Annotated in this window: 28 protein-coding genes; 10 read left to right on the top strand and 18 right to left on the bottom strand. The window is 35.4% G+C overall.

Features of this window, described 5'->3' with window-relative positions; translation table 11 throughout:
- Positions 1–153: 153 nt before the first annotated feature.
- The 7 genes from qatD to HS960_RS27125 form a co-directional block, all read right to left on the bottom strand.
- A complete protein-coding gene (qatD, locus tag HS960_RS05445; protein ID WP_182331648.1) occupies positions 154–882 on the bottom strand; it encodes a Qat anti-phage system TatD family nuclease QatD in 729 nt (242 codons plus the stop codon).
- Positions 883–2,205, bottom strand: a complete 1,323-nt coding sequence (gene qatC, locus HS960_RS05440; protein ID WP_182331646.1) for a Qat anti-phage system QueC-like protein QatC — start codon at positions 2,203–2,205, stop codon at positions 883–885. It lies immediately after the preceding gene.
- Positions 2,192–3,049 (bottom strand): hypothetical protein, encoded by an 858-nt coding sequence (locus tag HS960_RS05435; RefSeq protein ID WP_182331644.1) that lies wholly within the window; start codon positions 3,047–3,049, stop codon positions 2,192–2,194. Before HS960_RS05435 ends, qatC begins: the two co-directional genes overlap by 14 nt.
- The gene (locus HS960_RS05430) at positions 3,049–4,929 is read right to left on the bottom strand and encodes a KAP family P-loop NTPase fold protein (RefSeq protein WP_182331642.1); all 1,881 of its coding nucleotides are present in this window, start codon (positions 4,927–4,929) and stop codon (positions 3,049–3,051) included. Before HS960_RS05430 ends, HS960_RS05435 begins: the two co-directional genes overlap by 1 nt.
- 60 nt (positions 4,930–4,989) lie before the next feature.
- A complete protein-coding gene (locus tag HS960_RS05425) occupies positions 4,990–5,517 on the bottom strand; it encodes a YbjQ family protein (protein WP_182331640.1) in 528 nt (175 codons plus the stop codon).
- Between the two features lie 679 nt (positions 5,518–6,196).
- Entirely contained in the window at positions 6,197–6,589 is a 393-nt protein-coding gene (locus HS960_RS05420; protein WP_182331638.1) for a hypothetical protein, read from the bottom strand.
- A 210-nt stretch (positions 6,590–6,799) separates the two neighbouring features.
- Positions 6,800–6,973: a heavy metal-binding domain-containing protein gene (locus tag HS960_RS27125; RefSeq protein WP_394353594.1), complete on the bottom strand. Its 174-nt coding sequence runs from the start codon at positions 6,971–6,973 to the stop codon at positions 6,800–6,802.
- Positions 6,974–7,704: 731 nt separating this feature from the next.
- Between HS960_RS27125 and HS960_RS05410 the strand changes: the two genes are divergently transcribed.
- The 4 genes from HS960_RS05410 to HS960_RS26745 are packed head-to-tail and all read left to right on the top strand — an operon-like array spanning position 7,705 to position 10,140.
- Positions 7,705–9,102, top strand: a complete 1,398-nt coding sequence (locus HS960_RS05410; RefSeq protein ID WP_182331636.1) for a hypothetical protein — start codon at positions 7,705–7,707, stop codon at positions 9,100–9,102.
- Between the two features lie 15 nt (positions 9,103–9,117).
- Positions 9,118–9,609 carry a hypothetical protein gene (locus HS960_RS05405; RefSeq protein ID WP_182331634.1) on the top strand — a complete coding sequence of 164 codons (492 nt, stop codon included), beginning with the start codon at positions 9,118–9,120 and terminating at the stop codon, positions 9,607–9,609.
- Between the two features lie 27 nt (positions 9,610–9,636).
- Entirely contained in the window at positions 9,637–9,921 is a 285-nt protein-coding gene (locus HS960_RS05400; protein WP_228280219.1) for a hypothetical protein, read from the top strand.
- A gap of 42 nt (positions 9,922–9,963) precedes the next feature.
- Positions 9,964–10,140: a hypothetical protein gene (locus HS960_RS26745; protein WP_202883754.1), complete on the top strand. Its 177-nt coding sequence runs from the start codon at positions 9,964–9,966 to the stop codon at positions 10,138–10,140.
- Between the two features lie 284 nt (positions 10,141–10,424).
- On the opposite strand, the gene ligD is transcribed toward HS960_RS26745, so the two are convergent.
- The gene (ligD, locus tag HS960_RS27045; RefSeq protein ID WP_182331631.1) at positions 10,425–10,664 is read right to left on the bottom strand and encodes a non-homologous end-joining DNA ligase LigD; all 240 of its coding nucleotides are present in this window, start codon (positions 10,662–10,664) and stop codon (positions 10,425–10,427) included.
- A 52-nt stretch (positions 10,665–10,716) separates the two neighbouring features.
- On the opposite strand from ligD, the gene HS960_RS05385 reads away from it, so the two are divergent.
- From HS960_RS05385 to HS960_RS05375, 3 genes are all read left to right on the top strand, one after another.
- On the top strand, positions 10,717–11,472 hold the full coding sequence (locus HS960_RS05385) for an immunity 22 family protein (protein WP_182331629.1): 756 nt from the start codon (positions 10,717–10,719) through the stop codon (positions 11,470–11,472).
- 108 nt (positions 11,473–11,580) lie between these two features.
- Entirely contained in the window at positions 11,581–11,988 is a 408-nt protein-coding gene (locus HS960_RS05380) for a GNAT family N-acetyltransferase (protein ID WP_182331627.1), read from the top strand.
- Between the two features lie 166 nt (positions 11,989–12,154).
- A complete protein-coding gene (locus HS960_RS05375; RefSeq protein ID WP_182331625.1) occupies positions 12,155–12,682 on the top strand; it encodes a hypothetical protein in 528 nt (175 codons plus the stop codon).
- A gap of 83 nt (positions 12,683–12,765) precedes the next feature.
- Here HS960_RS05375 and HS960_RS05370 read toward each other — a convergent pair whose 3' ends face one another.
- Entirely contained in the window at positions 12,766–13,158 is a 393-nt protein-coding gene (locus HS960_RS05370) for a hypothetical protein (protein ID WP_182331623.1), read from the bottom strand.
- A 380-nt stretch (positions 13,159–13,538) separates the two neighbouring features.
- Here HS960_RS05370 and HS960_RS26990 point away from each other — a divergent pair, with 380 nt between their 5' ends.
- On the top strand, positions 13,539–13,667 hold the full coding sequence (locus HS960_RS26990) for a hypothetical protein (protein ID WP_262889713.1): 129 nt from the start codon (positions 13,539–13,541) through the stop codon (positions 13,665–13,667).
- A gap of 90 nt (positions 13,668–13,757) precedes the next feature.
- Here HS960_RS26990 and HS960_RS05365 read toward each other — a convergent pair whose 3' ends face one another.
- The 8 genes from HS960_RS05365 to HS960_RS05335 all read right to left on the bottom strand — a co-directional run bounded on the left by HS960_RS05365 (position 13,758) and on the right by HS960_RS05335 (position 21,521).
- On the bottom strand, positions 13,758–14,549 hold the full coding sequence (locus tag HS960_RS05365) for a porin family protein (RefSeq protein ID WP_202883753.1): 792 nt from the start codon (positions 14,547–14,549) through the stop codon (positions 13,758–13,760).
- Positions 14,542–15,627, bottom strand: coding sequence for a PCMD domain-containing protein (locus HS960_RS05360; RefSeq protein WP_182331622.1), 1,086 nt, complete (start codon positions 15,625–15,627; stop codon positions 14,542–14,544). The genes HS960_RS05365 and HS960_RS05360 overlap by 8 nt, the downstream gene beginning before the upstream one ends.
- A gap of 24 nt (positions 15,628–15,651) precedes the next feature.
- Positions 15,652–17,919 (bottom strand): glycoside hydrolase family 3 N-terminal domain-containing protein, encoded by a 2,268-nt coding sequence (locus HS960_RS05355; protein WP_182331620.1) that lies wholly within the window; start codon positions 17,917–17,919, stop codon positions 15,652–15,654.
- Positions 17,920–18,181: 262 nt separating this feature from the next.
- A complete protein-coding gene (locus tag HS960_RS05350) occupies positions 18,182–18,844 on the bottom strand; it encodes a helix-turn-helix transcriptional regulator (RefSeq protein ID WP_182331617.1) in 663 nt (220 codons plus the stop codon).
- Between the two features lie 199 nt (positions 18,845–19,043).
- A complete protein-coding gene (locus tag HS960_RS05345) occupies positions 19,044–19,373 on the bottom strand; it encodes a hypothetical protein (protein WP_182331615.1) in 330 nt (109 codons plus the stop codon).
- A gap of 406 nt (positions 19,374–19,779) precedes the next feature.
- Positions 19,780–21,024, bottom strand: a complete 1,245-nt coding sequence (locus HS960_RS05340; RefSeq protein WP_182331613.1) for an alpha/beta hydrolase-fold protein — start codon at positions 21,022–21,024, stop codon at positions 19,780–19,782.
- Between the two features lie 147 nt (positions 21,025–21,171).
- Positions 21,172–21,399 carry a DUF6896 domain-containing protein gene (locus HS960_RS27120; RefSeq protein WP_394353593.1) on the bottom strand — a complete coding sequence of 76 codons (228 nt, stop codon included), beginning with the start codon at positions 21,397–21,399 and terminating at the stop codon, positions 21,172–21,174.
- Positions 21,354–21,521 (bottom strand): hypothetical protein, encoded by a 168-nt coding sequence (locus HS960_RS05335; protein ID WP_182331611.1) that lies wholly within the window; start codon positions 21,519–21,521, stop codon positions 21,354–21,356. The genes HS960_RS27120 and HS960_RS05335 overlap by 46 nt, the downstream gene beginning before the upstream one ends.
- Before the next feature lie 272 nt (positions 21,522–21,793).
- On the opposite strand from HS960_RS05335, the gene HS960_RS05330 reads away from it, so the two are divergent.
- Entirely contained in the window at positions 21,794–22,540 is a 747-nt protein-coding gene (locus HS960_RS05330) for a metallophosphoesterase (RefSeq protein WP_182331609.1), read from the top strand.
- A gap of 318 nt (positions 22,541–22,858) precedes the next feature.
- Complete coding sequence (locus HS960_RS05325) at positions 22,859–23,398, top strand: ankyrin repeat domain-containing protein (RefSeq protein ID WP_182331607.1); 540 nt, start codon at positions 22,859–22,861, stop codon at positions 23,396–23,398.
- A gap of 527 nt (positions 23,399–23,925) precedes the next feature.
- On the opposite strand, the gene HS960_RS05320 is transcribed toward HS960_RS05325, so the two are convergent.
- Positions 23,926–24,333 carry a barstar family protein gene (locus HS960_RS05320; RefSeq protein WP_182331605.1) on the bottom strand — a complete coding sequence of 136 codons (408 nt, stop codon included), beginning with the start codon at positions 24,331–24,333 and terminating at the stop codon, positions 23,926–23,928.
- Between the last annotated feature and the right edge of the window lie 218 nt (positions 24,334–24,551).

Raw genomic sequence — 24,551 nt, 5'->3', positions numbered from 1 at the left:
ATTTATTGAAAAAATAAAGGTCAATGATTGCTAATTCGGAATTGATGGTTTGATCTAAATCATTTGGATCATTAATCAAAAAAAACACAAATTAGGGCGCAGAATTTTAAATTTTATCCTACCACATCGTTTGAGTTATACCTCCGGAGATTATTATTTCAAACTATTTATTACTTGTTTAAAATTTGACATTATAATCTGTTGTACTTCTTTGGCACTTACTTTCCAAACCTTGGATAAGTAAAAAATTACTTCGTCAACTTCACCAGGGTTTAATGGTTTATGGTCATTTTCAATAAAAGGGCCATCTGTCTCTGTCAATATATTTCCTCTAGGTATTTTAGCAATGATTTTCTGTCCCGATGCTGATTTTATCATTGCAGGGTTGATAGAAAAATAGTAACCTTCCTTTACAATCTCTTTTATCAAATTCAGTTCACCAGAATACCAATGAAAAATAGCACTTTTAATTTTATACTTAATCAAATTTTTTAAAACTTCACTTGCGGCTTTTCTTGAATGAATGCTTAGGATTTTCTTTTGTCCTGAAACAAGTTTCAGAATTCTTTCGAAAGATTGTATTTGCACTTCCTTAGTGCCAATACAATCTTTCGAAAAATCTAATCCAATTTCACCTATATAGGAAGTTTTAGATACGTTCCTTAGAAAACATGGAAATTCTTTTATATGCAAGTCAGCATATAATGGATGCATCCCAAGAGATATTCGTACATATTTTTTTGATTTAAAAAAAGGTGACCCCATCTCAAAATGGCTTGGCAAATTAGTCATTGATAAAACAATCATTTTTTTTACCTCACACTGTTCCAATGTAAGCTTAGGGTCTTTGTACAAATCAATATGACAATGAGTATCTAACATTTACAATCCAGCTTTTGATTTTATTATCGTATTACCATTTTTACCAACCCAATTTAATAATTCTGCTCTAGTCCTACATATAACGTCAACATAATTATCTAGTTTACTTAAATTTTTTATTCCATTAACGATAAGTTCTATTTTAATATCGTCTTTGGATAAAGATTTATTAAGGAAATCCAAACAAACTCCGACATCTTGAGTTTTTTTCTTCTTGAATGGTATTAAGGAGTTAATATGGCTGCCGTATGAAGTAAAATCTTTCTGATTTAATAATGAAGCTTGTCGATAAATACATGGCATACAAACCCCGCAGTGAGTTGCGGAACGATTAGTCCAGCTTCTTCTATGACCTCTTTTTCCACATGAATTAGAAAAACTAATAATCTGTTTAAGAAATTCTAAATCACTACAATTATCTACCATTTCCCCTTTTGTTAAAAATTCATAAGGATTAGAGATATTACTCAGTATATTCAACTTTTTTAAAACTAAATTAGTTTTATCTAACACGAATGAATGTGTAGTTCTAGTACTACAAGAAGTTCTTCGTGAAGAACTCAATGGATAGTTCAGAGAAACAGAACCATTTTCAGGGACGATAATATCTTGAATATTTTTTCCTTGTGAGATTAAGAGAGCTATACCTATAAATAATATTGAACGACTTCTAAATGTAGTTTCTCTTTTTTCAGTTGTCTCAGATAAAGTCACTTTAATGGAAGGTACAGCATCAAACAGATCTTCATATTGCTTGTCTAATAATTTAAGCAATTCTTCTTGATCACCTTTAGGGCCTTTCATTTGTGGATCATAATGTGATGCAAGTAAAAGCCTTTCATTAGGATGTTTACTCAAAAAATCAATGGCACCTATTAATGAGTCTAGTCCCCCTGAAAAAAGACTAACCTGCTTATATTCCTCCTTAAAATCTAGTGGTAAATCAAATTCGGGTAGTACAAAATCTGATTTATAAAAGTCGATAATCCAATAATCTCCCGTCAAAAAAGAAAAAAGGTCTTCTAAATCTTCTTTAACATTATTCCAAACTTGCAAATCAGAGACCGGAAACGAAACTTGAAGCTCCCTTGACCAGCCGTCAACTGAATGATGTTTACGGTTTATAAACCTATCTATTCCGTATACTGAACAAGTAAGAAAAAAGAACTCTCTTGTTTGGTTCTCCACAAGATTAACAAAAGGCAATAGCGTTCTAAAATCAACACTCAAAGTAGATGAAGCTCCCTTTTCCTCAGTGAGCTTGATCCTTAAATTTCCAGATTTTATATCATATATAGGCGGGTGAACTTTAATTTTTTTCATTGCAAATGATTTTTATAATTGAATCAAATATTTTTTCAATCTCTTTTTTTCCTTCAGCTTTATTCCAATCTATCTTTGATATAGCTCTTTGCGTATTTAAAACTTTCACACGGCCTAAGATGTCATCTTTTATGATTTTAAAAGTTTCTTTGCTAACATCCTCTCCTTTTTGCTGTTGAATTTTTTCTTCAAAACGTTGCGATAAATGTTCGAAAATGTAAAGTCCCCAAAATTTACATAGTGTATCAGATAATTCTTGACCATCAACTAATTGTTTAATCAAATCTTGATACTTCTTTACGTTGTTATCAGATTGAGCTGCAATCTCTTTCATGATCTCACATGACGCTTTATTAGCAGCGGTCTCGTCCATTCCTTGGTTTGATTCCGAGCAGTATACTAATAAATAATCAATGATATCATTGAATGACTTCCCCTGAAGTGAACCAAAACCAATATCAACTAAAGTTTTATCTAGGCCATTCGTTGCAACACTTGTAAAAAATCCAGTGAGTTTACCTGCAGACTTTAGTCCTGCTTTACCGATAGAGGACGATTTACCTGATGCAATTGCTTGACGACCACCTCCTGTTCTTATTAAATTTTTAAATACTGTTCTAATATGCTCAGTTCTTCTATCTACTATTTTTTTATACTGTTTGGAACTATCAGTATATAAATGCTTTATACTATCATCTTCTTTTTTATCATTTTTCTTAGCTTCTTCTTCATCAAGTGTTTTTTCCTGTTCTAAAGTTTTAGCTACTTGAGTAATTGAATTTGATAAATCACCCCAATTAGGCTGATTAGTCACTCCTGGATTAATTCTTTGTGTAGTTCCCATTATCTCTCAGAATTTATGTTATTATAAATTGAGCTTCCTTTACTAAATACATTGTATATTTTTTCTACGCCTGAATTCTTTGCTTCGATTAGCTTAAAGTTTTGAGCAAGACTAAATGGAATTTTATCATTATCTATTTTTTTAATAACTCTGATGTAAGCATCAATAACATTTGGAAAATTTTCAGCCATTAATTCAATAAAGGCTTCGTGTATTTCAGTTATTTCTGGTGATTTTATAAGTTCTTTTTCAAGTAGCGAAATTAGTGTTTCATAATCCCCCTCACTTAACTTGTCCTTAATCTCGTTATTGACAGTTCTATTTAAAGCAGAACCAGAAACTGGTTCAATAAGCTTTTTCACTAATAATCTGATATGTGGAGATATTAATGAGCTACCACTAATGGACGTTGTTAATTGATCTCTTGTTATCCAATAGTAGTCACGCAGATCCATGCCTGATAATTTAGGTTCCGTATTTAGCCATCTAATTACTTTATCCGAACTCCAATCCGCCGAATATTTTTCTTTTATTTTTTCGGTATTGTTTTTACTTGCAAATAACTCTAATTCAACAACTTCTTTAGGCTCTCCTTTTTGAGATGATTGCCATTCATAAATTTGTCTGAATAGACTTTGTGAAGAATATTCAAGCACCATTAATTTGGCTAAAATATCCATTTTAAAGTCAGATATTTTTGCAACTCGAACAAGTCTATCTCTCAAAGAGTATGTATTCAAAAATCTTTTTATTTGTCTTGGATTTCCTTTTAAACCTTCTGTTATGATTGGTGCTAATGAGGCTATTATAGAAACGCTATTTGTTAGTTTACTTTTTTCCTCTTGTTTAAGAATTGAATCAACATCTCCCAAACCAAATACATCGTACCTATTATTCTCTCTCGTTGAATGAAAAGCTTCCAAAACTTTCTTAAAATCTCCACCAAGTTCTTTTTGGCAGAACAATAGTGACAAATAGGTTTCAACTTCATTATCTGTCAACTTCGGAAGATAATAAGGAACTTGTATTAATTTTTCCAAATAATCACTTACAATTCTTTCGTTTCTACTTTCTACATCAGAGGAGTTTTCAATGCCATCTGTTTTGTACCGTAGTTCTATCGCATGTCTTACAATCCTTGGGTCAGCACCAATAACGAAAGCAGTCTTCTCAACATTTAAAAATAGTTTAATGGCTTCAAGATTTTCAATCAACCTGTCAGGTGTACAACGATCCAAATCATCAATAATTACAACAAGTTTTTCAATATTAGATTTATCAAGCATCATTTTAAAATCATCTCTAAATTCACGAACCATAGTAATTTCTTCGTCTTCATTCTTCTTGATTATACTACTTAAAAAATTTTCTGCTTCCTCTCCTCTTAGCTTATTTGCTAATTCGGCAGGTTCTATTTGTGAAAACTCGTTTAATAAATATGGTATTAATGAAATTCCTCCTGTAAGATACGCTGTTGCAGCAGGGACAGCAATTTTTTTAAAGCCTAATCCCATTAAACGCATCCATTTAACAGACTTTAAAAGTTTTAAGGTTTCATGCTTTACCTTCGAACCTAATGTTTTATGTTTATTAAATTTTTCAATAATTGATTCTAATAAAGCTGCTTTTGCATCGTCATAACCTTCAAATACCCATCCATTAAAATACAAAACAAGAGTACCATCTTTGAAACCATCCTTATCATTCCCAATTAATTCTTTTTCAACCATTTTAAGAATACTCGATTTTCCACTGCCCCAATCTCCAAAAACCCCAATTGTAACGGGTAGTACATCATTATCTTTTATTACATCTACAATCAAATCTGCATGAACTTTAAAACCAAGTAGATCGTCAGGGGTTTCTTTATCTGCCCACATATTTTTTAAGTATTTTAGATTATTACGTTAAAGTTATTCCCTATTATTTATACCTTCCTTCTATGCCCCAACACTCCAATTTATAGCTTCTACCACAAGTAGCTCAAATTCCCTTAGGCCTGAGGTAGCGATAAATTCAGCTGTATCTTTATTCATAAATTCTACCGACTTATAATTTTCTAGGATAATATCTGCTCGGACCTTTTGCTGAATCAATTCGCCATCCAATAGATCATCTTGCTTCTCCATCGGGACGCGAGCAACCTCTTTGAGATGTACTGGTGTCCCCACGGCCGTAATCATAAACATCTGGCTCCCCTTTCCTGAGATTTCGTCGATATCTACACTAAGCCCTATAATAGCATCAGCACGAATAGCCTGAGCACGTTGCTTCAGCGTTTCGGTAACACGCTTGTACATTTCCTGAATCTTCTTCTCATAGCTGGTAGAGCGACCGCCAAAGAAATCGACATAGCTCGCTCCTATATCGCTAAAGATATTGGTGCCGATAACAACATTGGCAGCTATTGGATCATTATAGCGTGAAATCTCCCTCCCTTCGATGGAATTGGTCGTGGTTACTATCATGGCATTATACTTTTCAATCGGGCAAGGTTAATACCCAAGCCTAATATACATTATTTATTCTGAATTAATATGTTTACAGATATTAACTTTCAAGATTATTACAAACTGTAAGGCTAAGGTATAGGTTTGAGAGTAGGATTGGTTACGGGAAACCGTAGCTGATTTACTCAACGGTTTTAATAAGACAATAAAATAAACAAAAAGGCCTCCCTCGTTAACCGTCGAGGGAGGCAATTTTGGCTAGATGTCCGCTTGGGCTAGATGTTAACCGGCTTTGGGCATTCATCTACTGTAAAGATCGCGAGATTAGCTGAGATAATTGTTGTTCATTTCTTATAAAATGTTGTTCAAAAATTCCATCCTAATAATAATTAAATTCCAAAACGCAATATCACTTCATCAAATATTATTATCTGTCTTACGAACATTCCAGATCAACCCACTCTTCGATAATGACAACCGTCTTTTATTAAAAAGTTCTTCCATGATCATCCACACCTGATCCGTCAACGTAAAATATTTTTTGGTGCTTAGATCATCTATAGTCAAAAATCCGGTAACAGAAAACTTACTGACAGCTAGTACCGCGTGCTCAACAGCCAGCAATAATTTTTTTTAAAACCAAACAGGATTCGCGCCTCCCAGACTCAAGGTTTTTTTATTCCTTTTATAGCGTTTTTCATCGAATATAGTCCTTTATCCACTTTAATTCCCCACGTTGTATCAGGGCTATATATTTTTGCACGTGATCATCGGTCAATAAACCATTGTCTTCAAGGTGGTAATTGAACTGCTTAGTGAAGGTGTCATACTGAATACTTCCTACATAAGCATTATTGAGATAAATATGCCAAAGGCTGTATTTCTTGGCCCGAACTTCCACTACCTGGCGTTTTCCATGATGATAAAACAACTCAGGCACATCCGTATCAAAGCGAAGTATAAGGGCGTCAATGCACGCTTCCTTGATGTCATCGGCAAGTACACCGAATGCCAATTGCCACACGCCCTGAGATTTCCTGAAAACATAAAAAGCAAGACCATTTTTGTTGTAAAGATGATAATCTTCCATGCCCATGCTTTTATCATGCACGGTAATTTGAGCGTACATTACCCGATTTCGGCAAAAGATTTCTAGCGGTTTCACCTCACAATATTACTAATAATATTAGCAATATTGTATACGGTATAGATTTATAGGGTTTCTCATTTTTTATATGTAATCGGATGTATTAAGCCTATCATAGCCCTATAATAGTATCGCACAAATTGTCTGGACGCGTTACTTGGGAGTTTCTATGATACGATTGTACATTTCCTCCTTCTTCTTCTCATAGCTGGTAGAACGACCGCCAAAGAAATCGACATAGCTCGCTCCTATATCGCTAAAGACAGTGCTACCGATGACAACATTGGCAGCTATTGGAAGTTTGGAATTGGTCGTGGTATGCTGAATTAATAGGCTTACAGCTATTAACTTTCAGGATTATTACACATTTTTAGGCTAGGATATGTGTTTGAAAGTAGGACTGGTTAGGGGAAACCGTAAGAAGACTTGAAAAGCAATCCATAGGTTTGAAAAGCCAATACACAATACATTAGTCAACAACATAATGAAAAATAAAACAACTGTGGCGTTAATGGCATTCTCCTCGCAAGATTTGGTGCAAATAGATTTATTCTATTTACCATATCTAAGAGTGGCCATTTACGAAAACAACATTTGTTTGTAAGCTGTCTATGAAATACCAATTTCTAAATGAATAGGTATAAACTTCCTGTCATATGATACGGTAGACCGTCCGTTTTTGAACTTTAAATTAATTCAGACATTGTCCAATAAATGATTATGAATTGAATGTTAATAACAAGAAATTACCGAACAATCTATTTACACTCCTTTATAATTACCCGACTCCACAATAGCGCATTATTTTTAATATATAACAGCAATCAGGTCCTTATTTGGAAGTTTTACATGAAAACATAGCTTATTCAGAAAACAACCGAAATTAATTGTTACAAATAAATCATAAAACATACATTTCGCAACATTTACCACATAAAAAGGCTGTTTTGCATACTATTTTAAAATAAAATTATATATAAATAAATTTTTTAGCTATACTTGATAATACAAACCAAATATTTTTTCCGAAAAAGGAATAAGAACACAACTATTGTTATATGAAAAGAAGTTATTTTATCATTACGTTCTTCATTGCGCTCTTAATGTTTAATGGCTGCACAAAGGAGGATGCCCAGCGGGATGTCGAACAATCATTGACCAAATCCAAAGAAGATATAATTAGTTTATACCAGACCACATCTAAATATGGCTTAGCCCGTTTTAATAAAAAGTACGGTAACCTTACCGCCGATTTTAACGCGATAAAAGTCACAAAAAAAGACAATCAAAAGATTGTTTCGCTTCCATTAAAAATGGACTTTGTCACCAACGTGACACTCCAGCTTGTTATAATAAATCAAGATGGCAAGAGGTACGCGCAGATTACGGAATTTATAGCAAACCCTGACAAAAATTCCCACAAAAACAAAACTAAAGATGGATTCGACGGAAGGCTTAATATTTACCTTGTTAACGGTCACTTTTACAGAAAATATGCTGTAAATGATGGAGAAGCTGTCTTTATTACCGATGAGGCTGTAAAAAGAGCTGGTACACGCGCATCAAGTAATCCTAATGATGACGATGATGGTGACGGGGTTCCAAACAAAGACGATAAATGCCCAAATACTCCACCACAAACTTGGGTTGACCCTGAAGGCTGTCCCGTTGATAACGAGCTGCCTCCAGTAGATATACCAAGTCCAGGAAATCCAGGTACTCCAGGGGACGGCGGTTATAATCCCAACCCCGGCAGTCCTGGTGATACAGGAAATCCAGGTGATGGTCCTGGAGACGATTCCGGTGGAAGTGGAGGCAACGGCGGTGGCGGAGGAAATTCTGGAGGTAGCTCTGCCCTCGATAATCAAGTAGAAGATCCCTGCGTCAGCGGAGTGGTCGACGAAGTTCTAGCAAGCAACATCTCATTTAAAGCCAATGAGACTTTACAGTCAATTTTCGGCTGGAACGGACACTTTAATATCAAGTATATGGAAGGTTCAAATATGCCTAATGGTGTGGACGGTTCTGCACAGGCAACCCGGATTTTATATGATAATGATGGTAAAATAACGGATATGGACATTACTGTCCTCTTCAATATTAATAATTTGTCCAATGCTTCAAGAGAGTATATTGCTTTGGTTGTTGTACATGAATCAATACATGCTTACCTGAACTACCAGGGATATGCCTACTCAACAAATCAGCATGATGTCATGCTATCACAATATTTAGATGTAATGGCATTACATTTAATTGATAATTACAATACACCTCTGCAGGATGCCTATTCACTGGCAATGGCAGGATTGCAGGAAGCATTTAAAAACAGTATCAATAATGAGACGTGGGAAACTCTTGAAGAGAAATATAAAAATAAATTGCCTAATTTGGATGAACGCTCCAGAATCGAGGCAGATTACCAATATGGATATAAAGGATCAAAATGTAATTAATCTCATAAATTGAACATGAAAATCTTTATTACTATTCTCGCAATTTTAAATACATATACAGCATTTGGACAAAAATATGTTGATTTTCCATCATTTGAAAAATTCTATTCGACTTTCGGTGAGCTTTTAAAATACCCTGATGGACTTGAAACTAAGCAGCCTTCAACGGTAACATTAATGAAAATCAATTTTGCTGCAAACGGCGAGGTCCAATCGATTAGTTTTTCCGACAGTGCCTTTCCTAAGTTTGTTGATCTGATTCAAAAGATGGAAAACAAGTTCGATTTCAAAAGTATTTATGAAGACATTAAAATAAAACACAATAGCGCTGCACAAGTTATTATACCTATCCAGATTGATTACGAACAAATAGGTGAATGGCAGTCCAAAATATCATCAGATAATATTAAAAAACTGTATTTTTTTGACGGTAAACCCATTTCAGGCGAATATTTTTTCTATCCGAATATTTATTATAAATATGTAGTAGGGCCGGTAAATCGTTAAGTGGTTTCAGTGAGTACCTGCTGTTCAATGAAATCATTACATATCAATATTATTATTTGTCGCTTGTTAGATGATAATAGAAATTCTATTATGCATAAAAACATTTCAAAAGAATTACTAAAAAAATACTCCGATAGCAGGTGCACAAATAAAGAAATTGCTCTTGTCGAAAGCTGGTATCTTGCGCTGAGCAGACAGAGGGAAGATGTAAATATTAAACTGGATGACCTTCTGCACACAAAAAAGTTGTTGGATAAAGTAGTATTTGAAAAAATATACACTGGTACAGAAGATAAAAAAACCAGACCCTGATTCATTACTTGCAATAGAATTTTATAACTTAAATATATTATTATGACTAAACAAATTTTAAAGTTTGCAGCATTTGCCTTCGCATTGGTAATGCTTTCATCAAGCGCAGTTCCAGCACCAGGCGATCAAGATCAGGATGGTGTCGCGGATGATGTGGATAGATGCCCCAACACACCGATTGGTGTACTAGTTGATCCGTATGGATGTCCCCTTTTTTAGAATCTCTAAAATTTCTATAGCTATCAATATTACAAAACGTAATTAAGGGCAACAAATTCAAACGAATGAGAACCTTTTGCTTTTGTTGCCCATTCTTTTATTATCCTTCTTTTGTCCATCATTTTTACAATGTTTTTCGGTAACTGCTTTTAGGTATATCCCTTTGCCGAGAACCGGTTTGAAAATATCCCCTTCACTAGATAATCTTCCCATTGTATTGAAGATGTGAAAATCGCTCATCTTCAATCCTTTCTTTACTTCATTCCACTGCAAAGGCATCGATACTAAATATGAAGACCTGTAGAGCCACTTGTTTTAAAAAAAGACTCTACACTCATATCATCCAAGATTTGCTTTGTAACCTGTGCCGCTTCAATAACTTGGTCGAACGCGTTTTTTTCGGAATCCAGGTCGATAATACAATATGTCGGATATTCCGGCTTTTCAACAATGCTGTTCCATGGGCTCATTTCAATATAGCCAAAAATGTTTCTCAGGTAATTAAGGGAAAAATTTCTATACAAAAATGCTTTATCTTTAACATTGCTAATTCAGATTCTTAAATTACATCACAAGATGAAAAAAATACATGTATGGTTCGGAAAGTTTAAAACGGAGAAAGAATTAAAAAAATATCTGGATCAAAATGACTATCTGGAAGTATGGTCTGTTTATGACAACGAACCGCCAACCGGAAACGAAGAGGACGATAAAGAACCAAATACGGAGTTACGCTGTGATTTTTGCAAGGAAGTTCATTTGGATAACTATGATGAAGATCTCATGATAATGAAATATTATAAGAACTCTCTAAATATCAAAACCATTGCAAATGATATTGGTGTAGATAAAGATGAATTAGAAACATTATTAAGAGGACATAGTTTCATTGGTTTTAACGCTGTTGTAGCTTTTGAAGACAATGACCTAGATGAAAAAGATGCTTCACGTTCTGAAACGATAAAGTACATTGGGAAATTGGTTCAGTTTTCTGACCAGTCTTTATCAGATTATGAGGTTCATTATTTATGGATAGGAGACAATAAAATTGATAAAAAGAATATTCTCCAACAAGCGGCACTAAATAAAAAGGATATTATAAAACTGAATTATTACCATACTTCAAAAAGCGAAAAACTTGACGAGATACTGATTCTCCAAATAGAAGATTACAACATTGCTGAAAAGATGATTCTCAAAGTTGAAGAGCTGAGAATGACCACAGCCCATTCCATACTTGAACTTGTTGTAAAAGGCACAATTGAAATACATGGTGAAAAAATTGCCGATATGCTCGGTATGAAATATATTGGAAAATTTGACAAGGAATAAAATCTAATTTGTTTTTTACGGTTTGTAATCTTCGATTTTCACATATTCGGATATTTACCAGCGAAGAATATTTGCTTAAAAATACCAACGAAAACTACAGAATAATATATGAACATACAGCTAAGTGTCAATAGAGATTTAAACGCAAACGACATACTACAACTTTATCAAGCTAACAAATGGAGTGCAGCCGATAAACCAGAACTACTGATCAAAGCACTCTTAAATTCGCATTCCTTAGTTACGGCATGGGATGGTACGACATTGGTAGGCCTAGGAAATGCTATTTCCGATGGATACCTCGTGGTTTATTATCCACATTTACTGGTGCTACCCTCCTATCAAGGCAAAGGTGTTGGGCGTTTGATTATGGATAAAATGCAAGACATTTATAAGGGTTTTCACATGCAGATGCTTACGGCTGATGGAAATACCATCGACTTTTATAAAAAGAACGGCTTTGAACGAGCAGGTCAAACAGAGCCTATGTGGATCTATAAAGGTAATGAACATTGAGGGACGGTTAAGGTAGCCTGCCCAAATTCAGGCATTTGTAAAGACTGAAATGCAGATTTATATCAATGCACAGCTTGGAGCGAATCTTGCGAGATTAGTCAATATGGCAGGAACTAATCCTGGGACTGGAGTGAAGAACTGGGATCCTAATTGCAAATAAATTCAGATGCGAAAGGAACAAATAACGGATCAGTTAAAAGAGTATTATCCGGAGGGTCTTACCCTCGACGATATCATGGCTTATTCCGCTTCAGAAGCTTACAATAACCGCAAACGATGTATTGAATCAGCCTGGTCAGACCGCGAGCAATGGGAACATTTAAAAGAGTCCCTTACCGACCTGTCTGCTGAAATCTGGGACTATTCCTTCTTAGGGGGAAGTCCTTCATATCACTTTTCCTTCCACCTTGAGCAGAATGAAGACATTTTATACTCTTTATTTGTTAGTGTTATTTTACCCTATTTTGCGATCAGGATAATGAGCCTGTCCAATCGGGAAAAATCATTTACCCCTGTAAGCGACACTGATTTTCAGATATTTGAAAAGCTGAAAAAGAAAGTACAACATGTTTTCCCCGAGCATCTGATAATTAAAGATGATAGGTTGCTACAAACAAAGGTTGATATCTTCGAGGCAGATGGGGAAAATCCTCCGTCAATACAGCACCTTTTATTCTCGACGATAGAAACATAGTTACAGCAATACTATTCCGCAGTATTTAGGAAGCCTTGAGATCCTCCCAGACTCAAGTTTTTTTATTCCTTTTATATCGTTTTTCATCGAATATCGTCCTTTATCCACTTTAATTCTCCACGTTGGATCAGGACTATATATTTTTGCACCTGATCATCGGTCAATAAGCAATTGTCTTCAAGGTGGTAATTGAACTGCTTAGTGAAAGTGTAATATTGAATACTTCCTACATAAGCATTATTGAGATAAATATGCCAAAGGCTGTATTTCTTGGCCCGAACTTCCACTACCTGGCGTTTTCCATGATGATAAAACAACTCAGGCACATCCGTATCAAAGCGAAGTATAAGAGCGTCAATGCACGCTTCCTTGATGTCATCGGCAAGTACACCGAATGCCAATTGCCACACTCCCCGAGATTTCCTGAAAACATAAAAAGCAAGACCATTTTTGTTGTAAAGATGATAATCTTTCATGCCCATGCTTTTATCATGCACGGTAATTTGAGCGTACATTACCCGATTTCGGCAAAAGATTTCTAGCGGTTTCATTTTACAATATTACTAATAATATTAGTAATATTGTATACGGTATAGATTTATAGGGTTTCTTATTTTTTATATGTAATCGGATGTATTAAGCCTATCCTAGCCCGATAATAGCATCACACATATTGCCTGGACGTGTTGCTTGAGAGTTTTCTATGATACGATTGTACATTTCCTGCATCTTCTTCTCATAGCTGGTAGAGCGACCGCCAAAAAAATCGACATAGCTTGATTAATGTCTATTGCATTAGCGATCGTTTTCATTTCAAATAGCGAAATTTGGTCAACACTAAAATCGAAATACCATAATGAACAATAAGGTAAATATTGAAAATATCATTCTTGCTGAACGAATTCGTTTAGGAGTGCAAAAGGTTTTGCGAAAATTGGCAGTAGAAAGTGCAGCAAAGGAACTACTTATGAATTTACCAAAATAGTTTCAATGATTTTAAGTCTTAGGAACTATAATTTTGTTATTGAACCTTCCTTGGATCTATAATAATAGAGTGAAATCAATTTCTTCACCTCTAGAAAACATAACCAAAGCCAATATTAAGATAAATGGGCCTCATTCCAAATGTAATGGTCTTAAAGTCAGATTTAAATATATTGTTTAGCTCAAAATTTAAATTAGAAAAGACATTCAAATGCCTTGATGCACGCCAGTTTCCTCCTACCTCTAGACCGTAAACGAACGTTCTCAAGTTATTTGAGAAATCATAAGTCGCTGTATTTTCACCACTAAAAACAACTTTATTGCCAGTAGCTCCACCTTCCCGAAGGTACCCATCATAGACATATCCCGAAAAATCCTTTTCTAAAAGGAAAGACCAAAAAGTGCCAAGCGAAAAACCCCATTTATCATTTAACGCATACGTGGCTGAAATCGGGATCGTTATGTAAGAATTGATAACTTGGGTTGATACACCACCTGTCCAATTACCTGCTACACGTTCTCCGTTGTCACCAATGATTTCCATACTATAATTTTTGACCTGCGCATCTGTTTCCATCGCTTTATTTTCAAGCCTCACTCCTGTTCTTATACCCCAGGATTTCCTAAACCAGTAGGTCGCGCTACCTTCGACACTAAAATTCAATTTGGGGTTAAACTTCTTTATCTTTCTAATTTCAGCAGGTAAAGGTAGTGGACTAAAACCTCCGATATTAATTCCAGTACGTATCTGAAAAACAATGCTATCTTGAAGGATTTCACGCTCCTGTTTTATAGTTTCTTGTGAAAGTGAAGTCTTAAAACATCCAAAAAGAAGTATAAAAGTGAGAGGTTTTGCTATTGACATGCTAGTTGAATTACTCATGAATTATTTCTATTTCGTCTATAAGAAGTGTACTTCCCTCCGCGCCGGCAAATGCATCTCCGTCGATACTGGATGTAAATACTAATGTCAAACTATATTTACCGTCTTTCATCTTTTGAGGATCAACTACCGCATTACTATTAAAAACAAAAGGGATATGAAATGGTGTCCACTCGTTAGTTTCAATACCTGCCTGTGATTGAATCCGCGCGATAGCTAAGATGTTATTATGAGTAAATTTATTTGTCCCGTCTAAGTGTTTGAGTGTGGCATCGGTTTCAAAAAATACAGCGTAACAATCCCATGAATCTTTTTTGCCCGAAACCACAGTACCTCCTTCTTTGTATACATTACCTGCTTTGTACTTGAAAAAACCTTTAAAAGCGTAGGGCACAAAATCTACCGGCATACCTAAACGCAAGCTTTTCAATGGATTGATAATAGAACTGGCCAAATCAAATTCGCCCATAAAGATATTTCCGGCGGCCAATGGTTTGCCCATTGTCGCCCCGAGAGCTCCAGTAGACCGTGTCGTCAGGTTTACACCCTGCCCTACCTTACCACTCGTTAATCTGGCTGTCGGATAGTCTTCAGGTTTTGATCCTGCTCCAGTCAAACTAAATCCAGCGTTTCCGCTTGCCCAATCCATAATATTTTGATTATCCTGATTTAATTCGTAGAAAACATCATACTTGTTGTTTTCTGTACGCACGTGTTCAAAACTGTATTTTGATCCAACAGCTGAGCTTATATAACTTACTTCATAAACTTTTTTCGACTTTCCGTCTTGCGATGTAACCGTATATAATTGTGAATTTGTAAAATCCAAAGTTGTACCACTTTCGGGAGAGATTGTTGCACCGGAGGACAGTGTAAATACTGGCGCCTGAGATGTCAGGTCTACAAAGGATTTGACAAATATCTGGATACGGTCGTTTTGAATTAATGGGTCTTTTTTAAGAATTAGACTATCTACTGTACAAGACAAGATATCTGCCTCCGCATTGGGGAGCTCGTCCTTGATACAGGACGAGCATAGTAAACTAAATAGTATGAATAAATATAAAATCGATCTCATGTGTCTCTTGGTGGAATATCAAAGCTATTTGTTTTTTAAGTCCTTAAAATCCAGTCTTTCGGTAAAGGCCGGCTTAACTTTCTCTACAACTAAGGTATTTTCAATATTGAATTCGGATTTTAAAACGATATTTTGACTGGACTTTCCAATTAAAACCTGATAAATGCCCGCATCAGCTAACCACTGGCTCTTATCTGTGTGAAAGGATGCGATTTCCTTGGGCCCTATTGTTAATTCCATAGTTTGAGATTCACCTGGCTGCAAAAGCTTGGTCTTGCCAAAATCGACCAGTACTTTTACAGGTTTGTCTATTGTACCCTTCGGTGCGCTTACATACATCTGCACAACTTCTTTACCTGCTGTTTTTCCTGTATTGGTAATTGTTAAGGTAACTTTTATATCGTCTTTAAATTCCGATTTATTCAATTTCAGATCGCTATAATCAAAAGTAGTATAAGATAAGCCAAAACCGAAGGGATAGGCCGTCGCAATCTTAAAGCTATCATAATAGCGGTATCCCACATAGATTCCTTCGGTATAGCGGATGTCCCGATGGTCCGAGGCTTCCGTAGCAAAGAAACTCTGTGCAGACGGAACATCAGAATAGGAATTAGGAAAAGTGGCTGTCGTCTTTGCGGACGGATTTACACGACCACTTACAATATCCGCCAGCGCATTGCCTCCTTCGGCTCCAGCGAACCAGGTTACTAATATAGCATCAACTTTGTCTCTCCAGGATGTATTCATAACACTTCCTACATTCAATACAACGATCACTTTCTTGTGCTGCTTTTTATAGATTTCTGAAACCCGGTTTAGCAATGATTGTTCATCCTGGCTTAGGTTGTATTCAGTATCCACATTTAAATCCTGCTCCTCAGCAGAGTTACGACCGAATGTCAATATCGCAACATCTGTATTTGCTGCGGCTGCAGCAAGCTCTTGATCGGATATTTCTAATTGTGAAATGACACCAAGTGGCGCTAGTTTATTAAGTTTAGCTCTGCGCTCAATATCCTTTTTCTCTTCTTCTTCAACATAGGGGATATATTTATCTAATAGTGGTTTGTATAGGCTAAAATTTGCATTTTGCAAGCCTTTATATACCGGAATATTGTAGGCTGTAGTAACTTCACTGCTACCTGTGCCTCCGACCACCAAATGGTAAGACCCTATACCAAATGTTGCTATTCGTGTATTTGAGCTTAAAGGAAGTGCGTCGGCATTTTTTAGCATTACTGTCCCCTCTCCTGCTATTTTACGTGATAATTGTGCGTGAGATTCCAGATCAGGTGAGTCGCTATACTTATACTTTAAGGATGTCGGGGACTTGGAAACTAGATTGAGGACATTTCGCACGGCAAAATCTAGATCTTTTTTTGAAAGCTTTCCGGATTTTACATCTGCCAGTGCGGCCTCGAGTTGAATTTTGGAGCCTGGCATGATCAAATCGTTTCCGGATCTTAGCTGTGCTGAAACATCGTTAGATTGATTGCCGGCCCTGATCACTTCCACACTGGGAAACCCTGAATACCAGTCTGTCATCACGAGTCCTTTGAAGCCCCACTCTTCACGCAGAAGCTGATAATTTAAATCCCTTCGTTCACTTGTATACTTATTATTTATTTTGTTATAAGAAGTCATTATTGTCCATGGCTGTGCGCCTTTGACAGCTATTTCGAAGGGTCGCAAATAGAGCTCACGTAACGCGCGTTCGCTCACTAAAGAGTTGCTAAAAAGTCGGTTGTGCTCGGCATTATTTGCCGCATAGTGCTTTAGCGATGTCCCTATTCCAAGTTTTTGTACTGCATTGATCAGGTGCATTGCCATAACTCCTGATAACACGGGATCTTCGGATATATATTCAAAATTTCGGCCTCCCAGCGGATTGCGGTGAATATTTACGCCCGGTGCCAATAGTACATCGATACCATATTCCTTGGCTTCTGTCCCCAAGGCTGTCCCTATCTGTTGGGCGAGCTCTTTACTCCATGTTGAGCCCAAAACAGTTTCTGATGGAAAGGCAGTAGCATAAAACGTCTTTGTAGTTCCCTCTCGTGTAGGATTGATGCGTATACCAGATGGCCCATCACAGACAATAATATCCGGAATTCCTAAACGTTTTACGTCATGGGTCTGCCCGCCCGCGCCCGGTACCCTACCGTCAATTACTCCGAGATTACCAACATTATCCATTCCTCTACCGATAACCAGAGCAACTTTTTCCTCGTCAGTTAATTTTGTGATTAATTGATCTATCTCAGACTCGGTATACAAAAGAGCTTGTTTCATAGATATAGATTTTTTCTGCGCAAGAGACTGCTGTGGAAAACAAAGTGGTAACAATACAAACAAATAGGTTAAATTTCGCATAGCTATTTCAAATTTTGAATTTTTGGAAAATCAATACTTAAACTTTTTTAATAATTAAATCAAAGTTAATTTTTCCTATAAAAATTCTCAATAAGTGTTTTCACGTATTTTAAGCACCAACTAAATGGATGACTTGACCTGGGAAAAAGCTGAATATATAAATTAAGAAATTTCCTAAATTTTAATCATATAGTTCTTCCAACGTCATGATCCTATTGGTAAGTGCATATAGGATGACACCAATGAAATTTTTAGAATTGGTTCGTGTCATTAGATTCCTTTTATGTACCTCAACTGTCCGCAAGCTAATGTTCAATTCCTCTGCAATCTCCTTGGCGCAGAGCTCCTTTGCTGCCAACTTTATAATATATTTTTCCCGGAGAGATATATATACCACATCATTAAAATGGTATTTTCCTTGACGAAAAAGTCTTACTTTTTCGAGAAAATTTTGAGGTTCATGATTATCATCGAATACGATATGGGGACCAATAAAAATTTCCTTAGCGGTTCGGATCAATAATTTCTTATTTTTTTCAAAATCCCTCATTACGAAATTATTAGAACTGATAACCAAGTCTCTCTCAAGGTCAAATAAATCAAATATGACGACTCGAATATCTGGAAAGCATTCCTTTAGCCTTCCATAGAAGGGAACGGTAATGCAGTGAATGATATTGTGACTTGCAAAGAGAACATCCACTGGATTTTGGTGTAAATCCTCCATTAACTTATTTGGACAGCTTACGTTAAATATAACTTGAACTGAATCAATCCAATACGATGTGTCAGCAAGATTTTGTGCTAAAAATTTGTAATCATCTGTAATTCCAACTCGGATCATCTAGGAACAATAAAAATTAAAAACAATTAAATTGGTCAACTATAAAAGCTTAAATGAAGAAGATTTTATAAATAGGTAACAATAAAAACTTAAATCTAGTTTTATTCTTTCTCAATATTAAAGATAAATCAATTTCTTCGATAAAATGTAAGAAAGATTGCTTGATAATTATCCATGTAGTAAAATTGCTGTAGGTAAGTTAGAAAAGTCCAATCCCAGCTGTCGGAAAAATGGGGTACTTACAATTAATCTTCCAGGAAAACTTTTTACAGTTATCAAGGTTTTCAAATTCAAATGATTCTATCCAATCATATTTTCCATCCTCATCTTGATATAAAACTAAATTGTCAGCTTTAATATTTTCAATAAATGATGATAATTCTGCAACACAAGCTTCTAAATCATCTAACCCATAACATGGAATATGACTATGAATATCTATTTTTCCATTTGGATCTTCAATTCCAATAGTTATTTCGGTATTATATGTTGCAATCCAAATTGAAAATATTCTGGATTCACTTTTCAAACCACAATCAAAAGATCCGTCATCTTGAAACTTTATTGTCTGAGCAAACTGTGGATAATTTCCTTCCAGGAATTTAAGTATTAATTTCGAAAATTCTCCTTGTTCAATTTAGTACGAGATTTACAACTATGTCACATAACTCTTAAATATACGCAATTTGCCAAATTAGAAAGTTAATTTTAAAGTCGAACATGACTTATGATCATCCAAAAGTAACCTATTATCGAAGGCTGTCGGTCAGTCCCTTACGGATATTCCTCCTAAAATGATTGAAGTATTTCCTGAGCCGCCTTATGGCACAAACGGATTAAAAAATTGGGCAAGGTTAATACCCAAGCCTAATATACATTATTTATTTCGGGTGAAGAGGTATAAAATGCTGGCTTCGCGAGTCGATGACCAGCATTTAGTTTCTCTGTCTTATTTTGCTATTTAATTCTTCAAGTTTCGTTTTTGCGGTATTATTAGTTGGAGAAAGTGTCAAGATTTTTTCATAACACTTTCTTGCTTTATCAATATACCCCCTGACCGTGTAGGCCTCGGCTAAGCTATCCCATACATTGATTGATTGCGGATAATTTTTCGTATTCAGCTCAAAAATAGAAATTGCTATATCAGGTAGTTGCCTATCATAAAGGGCAACATATCCAATAGTATTTACAAAACTTTGGTCCGGTTTAGTATCAAAGAAAAGTTCCTTTTTTATTTTTGCACTGTAATTTACCAATATATTGGGGTCTTTTGTTACTTCATTTATATCAATAGTATATGGTTCGAAGAGATATCGAAGGCCATAATATGTGGCAGGAATTGTTACTGTTAAATGCTTTTCGTCTTCAAAATATCGAAAGTCTACCTTCAGATCTGGAGATTTATTCTCCTTCAGTAACTTGTAAAATTGATTGCCCCACTGATAATGCCTCTTATCCTCCTGCATATTATTGGCTAATGCAATGTATATCCTAGCTTTTAGGTCGACTCGATTCGCCAAAACTTCTTTACTTCTTTTCCCAATATAATTATGATCCCAAAACCAAGAGGGGTCGATAAGTAAATAATAACTAAACAGCTGTGGATTTTCTAACAGGCAATGTAACGCAAATAGTCCACCCAATGAATGTCCGATAATCATACTCTGTGGAACGGTTCTGAAAGATTTATTTATTTCCACCATTAATTCATTCTCCATAAAACGCATGAAATCATCCGCTTTTCCGCTACTTTTAAATGCAGAAACATCTTCCCTATCTAAATAATTCAATGAATTTGTAGGAGTAAAATTCTTCGTTCTATCGGTATTTTCTATTGATACAATAATAAGTTCAGGTATTTGCAGCTTAAGATTTGCATCTGAATGCATCGATTGTGCAATCCCCGAAACTTCTAAAAATTTACTTCTGTCCCCATCTAAAACATAGGCAACGATGTATTTTTTGTCGACATTGTTTTTATAGGAAGCCGGTAAATAAACAGAATAATTTCTGCTTTCATTAAGTATTTTAGAGTTTATCGTATAGCGCTGTCCAACCACTAAAAAATTGTCAAGTGATTGCGCAAAAGAATTGCTAAGGCTAAAAATAAAAAAACAGATTATTGTGGTTATAGTTCGGCTCGTCAGTATAAAGCTGGAAATCATCCGTATTGTTGCCATTAAAAAGGATTAAATAGATCTTATAAATACAAGTAAGCTTTAAATTTATGTAAAAATTTTAGATTTATAATATCTTCATGCATGATTTTAGGGAAAGAACGCAGCATAAGGAGTATATCCGAAAATAGAATTTTGAGTTAATACCACTTAGACAGGAGTGCCATCTTCAACCTGGGTATATAGCACCTCATGTAATTCCGACTCTTCCAATTTAACTATTCCATTTGCATTATTGGTCAAAATAAATTCACACATTTTCCATAGGCAGAACTTTATGGAATATTCATTGGTAGGCATAAAATCAAATTCACATATAACACCTTCTTTCTCTAAACGGCATCCCGCGCCGTGAAACTGGTAATTGAACCCACCAATATGTCCCGAACTATTCCGGCTTTCTTTTCAAATTCTCCCATTTTTGTAGAAAACTGATGTTTGAAGTCATTAATAAAAGCAACATAATCATTCAATACCTTCCTGATAATTAGAATAATCATTTTGTATCAAGATACAAAATAGATGTGTAAATTAGCCACTGAGTTATATATTAATATACAATGGGGATTTTCTCTGTTCGTAAGTTATCATTTATATGTATTTTATCAATGGGCTTATTATAGCAGGCTTTCGGTCAATCACTTGTGGATATTCGAAAATCAAGTCCATGGAAACCAGGATATCAAAACGGGCTTGCTGTAAAATGCGGCTATCCCCCCCTATAATTCAGTGGCAGTGATTTAAAATTAGAATATGAGGCAAAAAGACCAAGATGAAAATCCATATTATTAGCGACCTACATAGAGAATTTGGATATAACGATATCAATCTAAATTTAGCAGACGTACTTGTGTTGGCAGGAGACACGGATCTAGGAATAAAAGGGATCAGCTGGCTCAAATCACTTTCTTTGGATATACCGATCATTTATGTGCTGGGCAATCATGAATATTACAAAGGAGCATACCCAAAAACGTTATATAAAATCAAAGATGCTGCAAGTAACTCAAATATCCATGTGCTTGAAAATGAATCTTTGGAGATCGATCGGGTTTGTTTCCATGGCTGTACACTCTGGACTGATTTTTCGTTAAAGGGCAATCCTGCTGCATATGGATCGCTATGCCAAAGCCGTATGAATGATTATAAGAAGATCAGAATAGGTGACAATTATGCCAAATTAAGAAGCATTGATACATTTAGAATTCACCAAACTTCGAGGCAATGGCTGACGGAAAGTCTTAGTGTGAGTGAAGCGAAACATAACATCGTAGTGACGCACCATGCACCGTGCATTCAATCCCTGCCAATGAAGTATTTAGACGATCCGATCAGCGCCGCCTACGTCTCAGATATGGAAGACTTTATAATAAAGCATCAACCCTCCTATTGGATCCATGGCCATATACACACTCCTGCAAACTATAAAATCGGCAACACCGAAATTATATGCAACCCACATGGCTATATTGATGAGCCGTATAGTGGGTTTAATAAGAGTCTCGTTATAGAGATATGAACAAAAAACACATGGAGAATGGAACAAATCAAAGTCTTATGGCAGGGCAAAGTTAATCAATTTCCAAATCGGATATATACAATTGCATCCATTACCCCATAGCAAAATAGTTGAATTAAAGAGCTCTTTACTGAAAATGCATTGTATGCTAGCTTACCACCGATGAGCTTAATATTTTTATTCAGTATTTCGCCGCGGAGATAGTGTTTGAAGAAGAAAAAGAATTGATCTACTCCGAAAAAACGAATATCTAAAAGGAGAAAATTCGGTGACGAATTGCTAATTTTAAAGGAAGGAAAACCATTAAAAGACTTAAAGATGGAATTTAAAGATTTATTTAAACTGATCTACGAAAATGACATTAGTACGTTGGAAAAAGCAAGATCAGAAGGTGTTGATTTCTGCAAAACCGATGTGTATGATCGGAACAATTTGCTTATAGCATATGCGGGTTCCGGTTATGACAAAAGATATCAACCGGAAGATCTGATAGATTTTCTTTTACACTGTGGTATTGACATTAATCATAGGCGGAATAAACGCGGCGGTGAACTTGCAGCTCTGCACGTAGCCGTTTCTAAAATGAACTATCGAATTGTAAGCCATTTAATTGATAGCGGTGCAGAAATTGATATCCGTGAAATAAATGGGAATACCCCTTTATGGATAGCTGTTATGAATTACCGCGGTCAGGAGAATACGATCAAAATAATAAATCTTCTTGTGTCAAAAGGTGCTTCGCTGGATGTAATCAATTATCATGACCGTTCAGTTAGGGATATTATAAATGTTATTGGTGGAGGAATTGATGCCGGGCATAACAAAAAGGAATGGGATCTGAGACACCTGTTGAAATAAGCACATCACGGCATTTCAACGATTCCACTCAGTCACCTGGAAGCACACTTTCAATAATACGCGATATTTCCGTGGCAGAGTGGAGATTTCGGACATCGCCGCCATGCGATTGCATCGCAAATTGACCACTATAAATAGAACCATAAAAATAAATAAAATGGATTTTAAACTTCTCAGCATAATATTTTAATGGTCAAAATTTTACGAATTGAATGGTCATGAATTTTCGAATTCAAATGGTCAGCAGTATCGAAATCTCCAATATAAGAGCTGAATAGTATTAAAACTGAGCATACCATCGATGATTTAAAAGTCAGCGACAAAATAGATATCTATTATTATGAAATATCAGATACGCGTGAAATTGGTGTAAACAGATTTACACAGTTTTGATAAAATAAATAGAGTTTACTTTAGATCTGGATGGCTTACCAAAGACGAAAATGCACTAAGTTTATTGAATAATAGCCTGGAGAAATTTAATATCCAACAACAGGCCACTTTCTGTCTACTCCTATTGAAAAAATTCATCCTATTAAGATTCGAAATTGTATTAAACATTCAGTGTCATCAATAAGTTTCATAATTTTCGGTTTGTCACGTTTGGAAAAAATTATAATAAAGTAATGTTCATCAGTCTCTTTCCAATCATTAACTGCGGAAAACAAAACATCAAAATACATCCTCAATTGCTCTTTCGAAAGTACAGGAATTTCTTCATGTACCAATGTAATTCCTTTTTTACTAATCCAGCTAAAATCTCTTAGACAATCAAACAAAGCATTCCAATTTTCGCCAAAATAATCTGGAAAAGTAAGAATATTGCTCAACTTTCTAAATAATTCATTTTCACCTTCTACTTTGGGAAGGTATGCAACGTATTCAACTTCGTTGAAATAGGCCATCGGATATTCTAAAAATTTAATTTTCTTCATTTTATCAATTAATCAAGTTAATCCTATATTACAAAAAAATATTATTCGTTACTAACAGGGCATTATGACCATTGCCGCCTGCTCCTTTTGGCGCATTTACAATTGCTACAAATGTTCCACCTTTAAATTATCTTTGAAATGGCATTCTGCCCCCTTCCCTTTGTTGATGGTAAGCTACGTATCCTCGTAAGTATAAGAAAAGCCGCCATCCGCTTCTG

The organism is Sphingobacterium paramultivorum, assembly GCF_014109745.1.
GTDB lineage: Bacteria > Bacteroidota > Bacteroidia > Sphingobacteriales > Sphingobacteriaceae > Sphingobacterium > Sphingobacterium paramultivorum.
The sequence above is the reverse complement of the archived record's forward strand: the minus strand, read 5'-3'. Positions and strand labels throughout refer to the sequence as shown.